This is a genomic window from Tenacibaculum sp. DPLXC6, assembly GCF_056815515.1.
Map to the genome: position 1 here is coordinate 3317714 of NZ_CP141806.1, position 13586 is coordinate 3331299.

The window sequence follows — 13586 nt, forward strand, 5'->3', positions numbered from 1 at the left end:
TTTCACTTTTAGTTCTCACGAACCTAAAACAATGAGTATACATATGTTTATGGAAATCCGTAAAATCAGTTATTTATGTAATAAAAGTTTTTCACAAGTTTATACACCATTTTTGCTAATTTCGCCGCTTAAAATATTTTGTATGATTACGGTAGATCAATTAACGGTTGAGTTTAGTGGTAACACCCTGTTTAGCGACGTTTCGTTTGTAATAAACGAGAACGATAAAATTGCCTTAATGGGTAAAAATGGCGCAGGAAAATCCACCATGATGAAAATTATAGCAGGAGTTTCTAAACCAACTAAAGGAGGCGTTCGTAGTCCGAAAGATACCGTAATCGCTTACTTACCTCAGCACTTGTTAATGGAAGACAACTGCACGGTAAAAGAAGAAGCATCCAAAGCATTTGCGTCTATTTTTGCTATGAAAGCCGAAATGGATGACCTCAACAAACAATTAGAAACTCGTACCGATTACGAATCGGATGATTATATGAAAATCATCGAGCGAGTATCGGATTTAGGGGAAAAATACTACGCGTTAGAAGAAGTAAACTACGAAGCAGAAGTAGAAAAAGCTTTAAAAGGGTTAGGATTTAAACAAGAAGATTTTGAAAGAGCTACTTCAGAGTTTAGTGGAGGTTGGCGTATGCGTATAGAGCTGGCGAAAATCTTACTGCAAAAACCCGATTTAATTTTGTTAGATGAGCCTACCAACCACGTAGATATCGAATCGGTAATTTGGTTGGAAAATTTCTTATTAAACAAAGCCAAGGCGGTAGTAGTAATTTCGCATGATAAGGCGTTTATCGATAACATTACCAACAGAACCATTGAAGTAACGATGGGAACCATTCACGATTACAAAGCCAACTATTCACACTATTTAGAGTTGCGTAAAGAACGTCGTGCACATCAGTTAAAAGCTTACCAAGAACAACAAAAGTTTATTGCCGATACCAAAGCGTTTATCGAACGTTTTAAAGGAACCTATTCAAAAACGAATCAAGTAGCCTCGCGTGAACGAATGTTAGAAAAATTAGTTCCTGTAGAAATAGATGAGGTAGATACTTCAGCCTTAAAATTACGTTTTCCACCGTCACCACGTTCGGGAGACTATCCTGTAAAAGTGGAAGGATTGACGAAGCAATACGGAGACTTAACCGTATTTAAAGATGCAAGTTTCTCTATAGCCCGTGGAGAAAAGGTGTCGTTTGTAGGAAGAAACGGAGAAGGAAAATCAACCATGATTAAAGCAATTATGGGAGAAATTGATTTTGAGGGTGAATGTGGTTTAGGGCACAATGCCAAAGTGGGATATTTTGCACAGAATCAAGCATCATTGTTAGACCCTGAACTAACAATTTTCCAAACCGTAGATGAGGTTGCGGAAGGAGACGTAAGAACGCAAATCAAAAATATATTAGGGCGTTTCATGTTCTCGGGAGATGATTTAGAAAAGAAAGTAAAAGTACTTTCTGGAGGAGAGAAAACCCGTTTGGCAATGGTGAAACTATTGCTAGAACCTGTAAACGTGTTGATTTTAGATGAGCCTACGAACCACTTAGATTTAAAATCAAAAGAAGTAATTAAAGAAGCCTTATTACACTTCGACGGAACGTTGATTTTAGTATCGCACGATCGTGATTTCTTACAAGGATTGTCTCAAAAAGTATTTGAGTTTAAAGACCAACGCGTTATCGAACACTTTGAAAAGATTGATGCGTTTTTAGAGCGTAATAATATTAAAGCGTTAAAGGAAATAGACTTATAAAAAACGTCATTACGAGTGGAACGAAGCAATCTGCTAGTCGAGAGTAAGATTACTTCAGTCGTAACCTCCTTCGTAATGACGTCTTGTTTATTGTCATTGCGAACGAAGTGAAGCAATCTGTCAGTTGAAGAAAAGATAGCCGCGTCGTTATAACTCCTCACTATGATGTTCAGTAAGTGTCATTCTGATTAATTTTATGTCATTCCGAACGGATGTGAGGAATCTCAAGAGGTGAATAACTCTTATGACTGATATTTAGGTTTCTTCAGCTAATATTTTAATTGAAATAAAGATGGAATTGAAGCTATGATTTTTTTAGTATTTCTGTTCTGTGGTAATCTTCTATAATATTATCCATTTTAGACCACCATCGTCGAGTCTTATAGTCTTCACCGGCTTCAGTTAGTAAATCTTGAAGGACATAACTGGTATGTCCCTTTACTTTTTTGTTTTTAGCATTGTCATGATATTGAAATAATAAATTAATCATTTTTTCAAAAAAACTAAAATCATTATCATAGATGTTATCTACTTCAAAGGAATCAATAACCTCTAAGATTCGATATTTTTTTGGTTCTTTTTCAACAATGTTTAAAATTCTTTTTAGTTCATCAAAAAGAAAATCATTCCAGTCTGTAGAATAAGTTGAAAGGGCTTCATATATTATATTGTGTGATGATATAAGTGAAGGTTCAGAGCTAAGAGTATAATTGATAACCTTGCTCTTGTGGTTATTAGCATACATAACAAATTCTTTCATGAAGTTATCGGAGAATTCCACAGAAGTATTATACCAATTATCAAGTTCGTCTTTTTCGTATTCAATCAACTTTTCTATCATAACAAAAAATGTAAGTTACTTTTTTAAGTAAATGTAAGAATTAGTTGTGTATCGAACAAAAAGATAGCCGCGTCGTTATGACTCCTCACTATGATGTTCAGTAAGTGTCATTCTGATTAATTTTATGTCATTCCGAACGGATGTGAGGAATCTCAAGAGGAGAGTAGTTCTTATGCTTAAGATTTCTCAGTCGTACCTCCTTCGAAATGACGAGTAGAGGAGAAGGTCTAGTTCACTCCGCAACACTTCTTGTATTTCACACCGCTATCACAAGGACAAGGATCGTTTCTGGAAATATCCAAACGTTTTAAATGCAGGTTCATGTCGTCCATATCTTGTTTAAAGATTTGCTCTAGCAATGCATAAAGCTCAGGATGTTTTCTGGCTAATAATTTCGGACGCTCAAAAAAGTATTCGCTTGCTACCGAGAAAAATTCCGCTTTGTTAGTTCCGCCATACGGATTGATATCAGAAGCGTCGTTGTATATTTCTTCAATTTTTTTGTTGATTAAGTCTACCCACGGAATACTGTATTGCTTTTCTAATAATACATGTGGTACTCCGTCAATATTACCATCTAGTTTATCAATTAAATGTACAAACTCATGGATGGCAGTATTCTTTTTATCAGTTTCATTTTCAAAACCTAAATGTAAAGCAGGTTTAGATAAAATCATTTTTCCTTCTAAATACCCGTTACCTACCATTCCTAAAATTCTTCGGTTGTTTCCTTCGGTTTCAAAATGCTCGTTAAACATAGCAGGATATAAAATGATTTCTTTGATGTTAGGATAGCGCCATTCAGGAAAATTAAAAATAGGAATTACAGCACTAGAAGCTATCAGTAATTTGTCAGTAATTGTAACTGTAACATCAACACCAATAACCTCATGATTTAATAGGAATTCAAAAACTTTAAACTCGAACAATTCTTTTTCATCAGGAGTGAGTGCGTTGTAAAAAGCAACTTTTTTAGTTAAAATAACTTTCCATTTACTGGGGAATGGAGTTGTTGGTTGTTTCCACTTAGTGGTTGAGGTGTTTTTTTTGAATACAAGAAAAATACCTACGAGTATAATTATAGATAGATAAGTCATTTAAAATAGCGTTGTGACTAGTAGTAATTTTTTTCAAATATATAAAAATAGGGTAGAGAGGGAGTACTTTGTTGAGATTTCTCAGTCGTACCTCCTTCGTAATGACGTTAGGTAAGTGTCATTCCGAATGGATGTGAGAAACCGTAAGGTTCAGTGGAACTAAATCTCATGAAGTCAGTAATTTTCATTATTGAGGTCTCTCACATTCCGCGTTGCTCCAGTTCGAGATGACGGGATGATTTGGTCATTCCGAACGGATGAGAGGAATCTCATGAAGTCAGTAACTTCCATTATTGAGATCTCTCACATTCCGCGTTGCTCCAGTTCGAGATGACGGGATGGTTTCGTTATTGTGAGGGAAACGAAGTAATCTTCTTTAGTAATGGTATTTAAGTTTTTGGTTTTGAGTGTTTTGTAATTGTTTGTTTGTTTTGTTGATTGTTTATTAAAAAATAGCCACTTGTTTTTTGTAGGTGTTAAAATTTATGTTGTTTTATTAAATTATTTGTAAATAAGGTTTGGAATGTATACATTGGCAACAAGATTAATGTATTGTATTTATACATACCAATTAATTAGTAACCATAAATTCCCCAATATATATGACTACAAACTTAAATTTTCAGACTGTAGCAAAAGAACAAATCAAGTTCTTGAAATTTCCAAAAGAAGAGGTGTTAAACAAAAAGAAAGCAATGGTAAATCGTATTTTAGATTTACAACGAGCACTATCTTTAGGAAACTTAGAAAGAGAAAAGGTAAAAATATTTTTTATGGATATGGATGGCTTAAAAAAAGTAGAAACTACTGTTTGGGGTATTACTGATACTTCAGTAATACTAAAACAGGCAACCATTATTCCGTTAGAAAGAATTGTAAGAGTTGCATAAATAAAAAAGACCTCGAAATTTCGAGGTCTTTTTTTATAGGTGTTATATTTATTAAGCTTCCGCTTCCATATAATCTTCAATAGGATTACAAGAACAAATTAAGTTACGGTCACCAAAAGCATCATCTACACGACGTACTGAAGGCCAAAACTTATTGTCTGCAATATACTCTAAAGGAAATGCTGCTTGTTTACGAGAGTATGGTAAATCCCATTCATCAGCAGTTAACATTTCTTGCGTATGTGGTGAATTTTTAAGCGGGTTGTTAGGGTTTTCCTTACTCGCTTCAGCAATCTCTTTTCTAATAGAGATTAACGCATCACAAAAACGGTCTAATTCAGCTACACCTTCCGATTCGGTTGGCTCTACCATAATTGTACCCGCTACAGGGAAAGATACAGTAGGCGCGTGGAATCCGTAGTCCATTAAACGCTTCGCGATATCGGTAACTTCAATTCCGTTTTGTTTAAACTCACGACAATCTAAAATCATTTCGTGTGCTGCACGGTTCATTTCACCTGTATATAAAGTGCTGTAGTGTCCGCTTAAACGCTCTTTAATATAGTTTGCGTTTAAAATTGCATTCTTAGTAGAGTTTGTTAACCCGTCGGCACCTAACATAGTAATGTATCCGTAAGAAATTAAACATACCAATGCAGAACCCCAAGGAGCTGCTGAGATAGCAGTAATGGCATTGTCACCACCAGTTGCTATAACAGGGTTGCTAGGTAAATACGGAACTAATTGAGGAGCTACACAAATTGGTCCAACACCTGGTCCACCACCACCGTGAGGAATCGCAAATGTTTTGTGTAAGTTTAAGTGACAAACATCGGCACCAATAGTTGCAGGATTTGTTAATCCTACCTGTGCGTTCATGTTTGCACCGTCCATATATACTTGTCCGCCATTATCGTGAATAATTTGCGTAATCTCTTTAATAGCCTTTTCAAATACTCCGTGAGTAGATGGGTAAGTTACCATTAAAGCAGCTAAATTATCAGCATGTTTTTCAGCTTTTGCACGTAAATCTTCTACATCGATGTTTCCTCTTTCATCTGTTTTGGTAACTACCACTTTCATACCTGCCATAACAGCAGATGCTGGGTTAGTTCCGTGAGCAGATGCAGGAATTAAACAGATGTTTCTGTTGGTGTCTCCATTTGCTTCGTGATATGCTCTAATAGTCATTAATCCAGCAAATTCACCTTGTGCACCAGAGTTAGGTTGTAAAGAAGTACCTGCAAAACCAGTAATAACGTTTAATTGGTTTTCAAGGTTATCTAACATTATTTGGTATCCTTCCGCTTGGTTTAAAGGTACAAATGGGTGGATGTTTCCCCATTGAGGATTACTCAACGGTAACATTTCAGAAGCAGCATTTAACTTCATGGTACAAGACCCTAAAGAAATCATTGAGTGATTTAATGCTAAATCTTTACGCTCTAATTTTTTGATATAACGCATCATGTCAGTTTCTGATTGATACGTATTGAATATGTCGTTATCTAAGAAAGAAGTTGCTCTTTTTACATCTGCAGGAATTACGTCAGCTGAAGTAAATTCAGTAACTAAAATATCTTTGATATTAAATGCTTGTTCGAAACAGTCAACAATTTCGTTGATTTCTTTTAAACCAACAGTTTCGTTTACAGAGATTGAAACATGCTCTGCATCGATGTAGTTAAAGTTGATTCCGTTAGCTTCTGCTACTGGACGCAACTTGTCTGCTTCAACTTCAACTAAAATAGTATCGAAATAAGCGTTGTTTTTTTGTTTGAAACCTAAATCTGTTAAAGCTTTTGCTAAGGTTGTAGTGCTTGTGTGTACACGATCTGCAATGTATTGTAAACCATCTTTACCGTGGTATACAGCATACATACCTGCCATAACAGCTAATAATACCTGTGCAGTACAAATATTAGAAGTTGCTTTTTCACGTTTAATGTGTTGTTCACGTGTTTGTAATGCCATACGTAAAGCACGACCACCGTCAACATCTTTTGTAACTCCAATAATACGACCAGGAATACTACGCTTGTAAGCTTCTTTAGTAGCAAAATATCCAGCGTGAGGTCCTCCGTATCCTAAAGGAATACCAAAACGTTGCGTAGTACCTACAACAACATCAGCACCAAATTCAGCAGGAGCTTTTAATTTTACTAACGATAAAATATCAGCAGCTACAGCTACTTTAATGTTATTAGCATTACAGCTAGCAACAAAATCAGTATAATCATATACTTGTCCGTGTTTACCAGGATATTGTACAATAGCTCCAAAGAATTCTTCTGAGAAGTTAAACTCTTGGTGGTTACCAACAACTAATTCAATTCCGATAGGAATAGCACGTGTTTGTAATACCGATAAGGTTTGTGGTAAAATTTCTTCTGAAACAAAGAACTTGTTTACGTTAGCTTTTTTTTGTGCTCTTTCACGAACATCAAATAATAAAGCCATAGCTTCAGCAGCAGCAGTACTTTCGTCTAATAACGAAGCATTCGCTAACTCCATTCCTGTTAAATCACAAATCATAGTTTGATAATTTAACAAGGCCTCTAAACGTCCTTGTGCTATTTCAGCTTGGTAAGGAGTATAAGCAGTATACCATCCTGGGTTTTCTAAAATATTACGTTGGATAACACTAGGTAAAATAGCTTCGTGGTATCCTAAACCTATATAACTTTTAAAAACTTTGTTTTTAGCACCTAATTCATTGATGTGATTTAGGTATTCATATTCGCTCATGGCAGGAGCTAAATCAAGCTCTTTTTGTAAACGAATATCGTCGGGAATAGTTTCATAAATCAATTGGTCTAAACTCTCAATGCCAATTGTTTGAAGCATTTGATCCTGATCTTTAACACGAGGACCTATATGCCTAAGTTGAAATGAATTTGTGTTCATTATTGTGTTGTTGTTTTTCGTGCCTCAAAAATAGTGAAATTGGTTGATTTGATACTACATATTTTTTTGTTAAAAACAATATTTTATTAACCAAAACAGCTGGTTATAAACATAAAAGTTATTTTTGTTAGATGAACCTTTTTAAAAAAGCACTCGATTTTTATATAAATTCTAGTATCCATGTAGCCTTAGCGGTGTTTTCTTTGTTTAGAATTACAGAATTATACTTTGGTTTTTCATACGATGAGTCACTGATTTTTTTTGTGTTTTTTGCCACAATTACTGGGTATAATTTTGTTAAATATGCAGGAGTTGCGAAACTCCATCACCGAAGTTTGACTAAAAACCTGCAAATCATTCAAATATTTTCGCTGATTTGTTTCTTGTTAATGTGCTACTATGCATGGTTATTACCTCTAAGAACATTATTGTTTTTTGTGCCTCTAGGAGTTTTAACTTTTTTATATGCAGTACCTTTTTTAAGTGGATTCCAAAAAAACTTACGAAGTATTGGTTATTTAAAAATAATAGTAGTGGCTTTAGTATGGGCTGCAACTACGGTATTGTTACCTATATATGCCAGTGAAACCTCTTTTACAACTGAGGTTTACTTATCTGCAATACAACGTTTTTTATTGGTGGTAGTATTAATCCTTCCATTTGATATAAGAGATGTGCAATATGATGCTATTTCTTTGCAAACAATCCCTAAAAAGATAGGTATAGAAAACACTAAAAAGTTTGGAGTTGTTCTGCTTGGATTATGTTTGGTGTTGGAATTTATGATTAGCCCGAATACTCATTTTCGAACTGTTTTTTTAGTGTTGTTTACTGTATTACTATTTCTGTTGATGAGGGCAAAAACAAATCAGTCTAAATACTATAGCTCTTTTTGGGTTGAAGGCATACCGATTTTTTGGTGGTTATTTTTGTTCGTTTAAAACTGAAGTTTTTTAGAAGTATTAGAACTTAAAAAGTAATAGCTTGTAAGTAGCATATTTTTTATAGTTAAAAACTGAAACTTAAGGGTTTTGTAATATGTGTTTTTAAGAAAACCTTTGTACATTCGTTGGCTTAACAACACAACAACAAAAACACAAATTAAGTAACATGAATTTAGCAAAACGAAATTTCGTTTTCGATTTCGATAGCACGTTAACCCGTGTAGAAGCATTAGATGTTTTGGCAGAAATCACGCTGGCGGGAAATCCGAAGAAAGAAGAGATTGTTCAAGAGATAATCCACATAACCAATCAAGGAATTGATGGTGATATTTCTTTTACTGAGTCCTTAGAAAAGCGGATTCAATTATTAAAAGCAACAAAGGCAGACTTGCCTTTGTTAATTGAGGAGTTAAAGCAAAAAGTGTCTCCTTCTATTGAAAGAAATAAAGATTTTTTTGAAAATTTTTCGGATGCTATTTATGTGATTTCCGCAGGATTTAAAGAGTTTATTGATCCAATTGTAGCGGCATATAATATTCCTTCTGAAAGAGTATTTGCAAACACATTTGAGTTTGATAAAGCAGGAGTTATTGTAGGATTTGATACTCAAAACCCATTATCTAAGCATAATGGTAAAATAGATTGTTTAAAATCCTTAAATTTAGAAGGTGAAGTACAAGTGATTGGAGATGGCTATAGTGATGCAGTGACCAAAGAAGCTGGTGTTGCAGATACCTTTTTTGCGTATACCGAAAATGTGTCTAGAGAAAAGACAATTGCCAACGCCGACCATATTACACCGAATTTAGATGAATTTTTATACGTTAACAAATTGCCTAGAAACTTATCATACCCAAAGAACAGAATCAAAATTTTATTATTAGAAAACGTACATCCTGATGCTTTTACAAAGTTGTCAGGTGATGGATTTTCTGTAGAAACTGTTTCAAGAAGTTTGTCGGAAGATGAATTGATTGAAAAATTAAAAGACGTTCATGTGTTAGGAATTCGTTCTAAAACACAAGTAACTCGCAAAGTGATTGAAGCTGCTGAAAAACTAATGGTAGTTTCTGCTTTTTGTATTGGAACCAAGCAAATCGATTTAGAGGCTTGTAAAGAAAACGGAGTAGTAGTTTTCAATGCACCTTATAGCAATACGCGTTCGGTAGTTGAATTAGCGATTGGAGAAATTATTATGTTAATGCGTAGTGTTTTCCAAAGAAGCACTGAAATTCACAACGGTGAGTGGAACAAAACAGCTCAGGGATCGAGAGAGGTTCGTGGTAAAAAGCTAGGAATTGTAGGGTACGGGAATATTGGTAAACAACTATCTGTATTGGCTGAAGCGCTTGGAATGGATGTGTACTATTACGATGTAGAAGACAAATTAGCTTTAGGAAACGCTACAAAGTTGGATACTTTAAAAGAATTATTGAATATTTCTGATGTAGTTACCTTGCATGTGGATGATAATGCTGCCAACAAAAACTTTATAGGAAGAGAAGAAATAGCTGAAATGAAAGATGGAGTTCATTTAGTAAATCTTTCTCGTGGATTTGTAGTGGATATTGAAGCTTTAGTAGAAGGATTGAAGTCTGGTAAAATTGCAGGAGCAGCCGTAGATGTGTATCCTGAAGAGCCAAGTAAAAATGGTGAGTTTTATACTGAATTAAAAGGGTTGGATAACGTGATTTTAACTCCGCACGTTGGAGGTAGTACAGAAGAAGCTCAAAAAGATATTGCTGATTTTGTTCCGAATAAAATCATGGCATATATCAACTCTGGAAACACGGTAGATGCGGTTAATTTCCCAAATATTCGTTTACCGAAACATAAAAACGCACACCGTTTTTTACATATTCATAAGAATGTACCAGGAGTAATGGCGAAAATTAACAAGGTGTTAGCAAAATATGAATTGAATATTACTGGGCAGTATTTGTCTACAGATGAGAAGGTTGGATATGTAATTACCGATGTGGATAAAGAATACAATCAAGAAGTAATTGCAAAACTGAAAAAAGTAGATGGTACTATTAAATTTAGAGTGTTATATTAAAAATTAAAGTTATATGAAAAAAAGATTGCTATTGATTATGTTTTTAGTTTCTGGTTTGGGTTTTTCTCAAATTAAATTAAAAACATATGCTAATAAAATAGAGAAAGGGTATGAGTTTTTAGCAGATAATGATGAATATTGCCCTGTTTCTATAAAGGTAGATTTTACGTTAAATAATATGGAATCTTCTGAAGGAAATAATAAAGTGTTTGTTGTTCCAGCTAGGACGAAAGGTTTTTTGTTGTCTAAATTGACTTATGTGAAAAGAGGACGTTACGGTTATGGTTCTAAGACAAGATTTAATTACGGAAATCACTTCAATAGTAAAGCTGATACTTCTTTTGTGTACAACTTGCCATTTGAAAAAGATAGATTGTTTAAGCTTTATCAAGGATATAATGGTAGTTTTTCTCATCAAAATGAAAACTCATTAGATTTTACTATGCCCATAAATACTGATATTTATGCTGCAAGAGATGGAGTTGTGGTTAAAGTTGTTGAGAACAATAATAAAACATGCCCAACTAAAGAATGTGTTAAATACAATAATCTTATTTTAATTTATCATTCTGATGGTACTTTTTCAGAATATGTTCATTTAAAACAAAATGGAGCTTTAGTAAATGTAGGAGATAAGGTGAAAAAAGGACAGTTAATAGCCAAAAGTGGTAATGTAGGCTTTTCTACTGGACCACATTTACACTTTGTAGTATTTAATCAAAAAATAGGAGAAAGAGAAACTTTAAAAACAAAGTTTAAAATTAACGATGGAGAGGATTCTGTTTATTTAGAAGAGAAACAAAAATATAAAAGGACTTATAATTAAGCGATGGAATATTTAAACTGACAAAGAAGCCTTGAAAATTTTCAAGGCTTCTTTGTTTTTTATAAAATATCAAAATCTTCTAGCGACTGTTCAATTTTCGAAGCACCTTTTTGTAAAATCTGAATGTAACTAGATACATTTTCCATTTTAAATCTGCTAGAAGGTCCAGAAGCACTGATTCCTGCTATTACTTTCCCTTTATTGTTATAAATGGGGATTGCAATACAAACTAAACCTAATTCTGATTCCTCAATATCTAATGCAAATTGTTGCTGTTGAATTTGTACTAATTCCTTTTTAAATTTTGAAACTGAGGTAATGGTGTTTTTGGTAAACGTCTGTAGTGTGGTTGAATTTAGAAAGGCTTCTTGGCTTTCTAATGAAGAAAAAGCTAAGAGTAATTTTCCAATGGCACTTCCATTGACAGGTGCATAAGAACCAATAGATGTACTTATTTTTAGTCCTTGTAAACTATCAGCTTTATTGATGTGTAATACTTGTTGCTCTTTTAAAATACCTAATAAAACAGTTTCTTGAATTTCTAAAGCTACCTTCTGTATAGGTTCATTAGTTAAATTTCTTAGTGATTTATAGATTGAAACACGATTTCCTAACTCAAACAGCTTACTACCTAGTTGGTATTTTTCATTGTCGTTTTGTTGTACAACATTCAACGAAACTAAAGTACTTAGTAATCGATATACGGTACTCTTATTATAGCCTGTTTTAGCAGCTAATTCTCTAACTCCCCATTCTTTTTTATCATTGGTAAAAGCGTCTAAAACAGCAAACGCTTTGATAATAGATTGGTTTAAATTTTTAGAATCTGTATTCATTTTCTCAAAAAATTATTGACCAATATAATAAAAATATGTAGATTTATAAAACACCGTTTTATTATGTGAAACACTTTAGGTTTTATTTTGAGGTAAAAATGAAGTATCTTTAGTGTTTTTGAAATGGTTTTTAGAAATATAATAAGCATGTATAAACCAACACTCGATTACGCACAACAACTAGATAAAGAAGATAATTTAGCGCATTTAAGAGCGCAGTTTCATATTCCAAAAGATGCAGAAGGGAATGACTGGTTGTATTTTACAGGAAATTCTCTTGGATTACAACCTAAACAAACGCAACAATACATTCAACAAGAATTAGATGATTGGGCAAAATATGGAGTAGAAGGGCATTTCGAAGCTCGAAATCCATGGATGCCATATCACGAGTTTTTGACAAATTCGATGGCAAAAATAGTGGGAGCTAAACCATTAGAAGTGGTAGTGATGAACACGCTAACGACCAATTTACACTTGTTAATGGTGTCGTTTTATCAACCGACTAAAACAAAGTATAAAATTGTTATAGAAAGTGACGCTTTTCCTTCAGATAGATACGCGGTACAATCGCAATTAAAATTCCATGGTTTTGATACGGAAGAAGGATTGATAGAATGGAAACCTCGTGAAGGAGAAGAGTTATTGCGTATTGAAGATTTAGAGAAAATAGTAGATGAACAAGGTGATGAAATAGCCTTGTTGTTGATTGGTGGTGTGAATTATTATACAGGGCAGTATTTAGATATCAAACGTATTGCAAAAATTGGTCATGCTAAAAACTGTATAGTAGGTATCGATTTGGCGCATGGTGCAGGAAATATTTCTCCAGAGTTACATGATAGCGGAGTAGATTTTGCAGCTTGGTGTACCTATAAGTATTTAAATTCGGGTCCTGGAAGTTTAGCAGGATTGTTTGTACATGAAAAACATGCACATAATAAAGAATTACCTCGTTTTGCAGGTTGGTGGAATCATAACAAAGAAACTCGTTTTAACATGCGTCAACCCTTCGATGTAATGCCAGGAGCAGAAGGTTGGCAGTTATCAAATCCTCCTATTTTATCGATGGCAGCAATTAGAGCTTCGTTAGATATGTTTGAAGAAGTAGGAATGGAAGCTTTAAGAGCTAAATCAGAAAAACTAACGGGATATTTTGAATATCTAATCAATCAGATTGATACTGATAGAATTAAAATAATTACGCCATCGAATCCGAAAGAAAGAGGGTGTCAATTGTCTATTCAAGTAAAGAATGCAGATAAAAGTTTACACAAAAAACTAACCGAAAATAATATTATAACCGACTGGAGAGAGCCTGATGTAATCCGTTGCGCACCAGTGCCAATGTATAATAGTTTTGAAGATGTATACAGGATGGTTGAAATTTTAAAAACATTGTTATAAAACAA

Annotated in this window: 10 protein-coding genes; 6 read left to right on the top strand and 4 right to left on the bottom strand. The window is 33.9% G+C overall.

What is annotated here, in order from left to right; all coding sequences use genetic code 11:
- Nucleotides 1–142 precede the first annotated feature (142 nt).
- Nucleotides 143–1774, top strand: coding sequence for an ABC-F family ATP-binding cassette domain-containing protein (locus tag VCM48_RS15280; protein ID WP_482271071.1), 1632 nt, complete (start codon nt 143–145; stop codon nt 1772–1774).
- A gap of 304 nt (nt 1775–2078) precedes the next feature.
- Here the strand turns inward: VCM48_RS15280 and VCM48_RS15285 are convergent, their stop codons facing one another.
- Nucleotides 2079–2519 (bottom strand): hypothetical protein, encoded by a 441-nt coding sequence (locus tag VCM48_RS15285; protein WP_482271072.1) that lies wholly within the window; start codon nt 2517–2519, stop codon nt 2079–2081.
- 323 nt (nt 2520–2842) lie between these two features.
- Nucleotides 2843–3712: a M90 family metallopeptidase gene (locus tag VCM48_RS15290; RefSeq protein WP_099216292.1), complete on the bottom strand. Its 870-nt coding sequence runs from the start codon at nt 3710–3712 to the stop codon at nt 2843–2845.
- A gap of 602 nt (nt 3713–4314) precedes the next feature.
- Between VCM48_RS15290 and VCM48_RS15295 the strand changes: the two genes are divergently transcribed.
- Nucleotides 4315–4602, top strand: a complete 288-nt coding sequence (locus VCM48_RS15295) for a hypothetical protein (RefSeq protein ID WP_099216293.1) — start codon at nt 4315–4317, stop codon at nt 4600–4602.
- 51 nt (nt 4603–4653) lie between these two features.
- Here the strand turns inward: VCM48_RS15295 and gcvP are convergent, their stop codons facing one another.
- Nucleotides 4654–7509, bottom strand: coding sequence for an aminomethyl-transferring glycine dehydrogenase (gene gcvP, locus VCM48_RS15300; RefSeq protein ID WP_482271073.1), 2856 nt, complete (start codon nt 7507–7509; stop codon nt 4654–4656).
- Between the two features lie 131 nt (nt 7510–7640).
- Here gcvP and VCM48_RS15305 point away from each other — a divergent pair, with 131 nt between their 5' ends.
- The 3 genes from VCM48_RS15305 (at nt 7641) to VCM48_RS15315 (ending at nt 11338) form a co-directional block, all read left to right on the top strand.
- Nucleotides 7641–8450, top strand: coding sequence for a UbiA prenyltransferase family protein (locus VCM48_RS15305; RefSeq protein WP_482271074.1), 810 nt, complete (start codon nt 7641–7643; stop codon nt 8448–8450).
- Nucleotides 8451–8619: 169 nt separating this feature from the next.
- Nucleotides 8620–10512 (top strand): phosphoglycerate dehydrogenase, encoded by a 1893-nt coding sequence (serA, locus tag VCM48_RS15310; protein ID WP_482271075.1) that lies wholly within the window; start codon nt 8620–8622, stop codon nt 10510–10512.
- Between the two features lie 13 nt (nt 10513–10525).
- Nucleotides 10526–11338 carry a M23 family metallopeptidase gene (locus VCM48_RS15315; RefSeq protein WP_482271076.1) on the top strand — a complete coding sequence of 271 codons (813 nt, stop codon included), beginning with the start codon at nt 10526–10528 and terminating at the stop codon, nt 11336–11338.
- 59 nt (nt 11339–11397) lie between these two features.
- Here VCM48_RS15315 and VCM48_RS15320 read toward each other — a convergent pair whose 3' ends face one another.
- Nucleotides 11398–12174: an IclR family transcriptional regulator gene (locus tag VCM48_RS15320; RefSeq protein WP_482271077.1), complete on the bottom strand. Its 777-nt coding sequence runs from the start codon at nt 12172–12174 to the stop codon at nt 11398–11400.
- 147 nt (nt 12175–12321) lie between these two features.
- Between VCM48_RS15320 and kynU the strand changes: the two genes are divergently transcribed.
- Nucleotides 12322–13581 (top strand): kynureninase, encoded by a 1260-nt coding sequence (kynU, locus tag VCM48_RS15325; protein ID WP_482271078.1) that lies wholly within the window; start codon nt 12322–12324, stop codon nt 13579–13581.
- Nucleotides 13582–13586: the final 5 nt, after the last annotated feature.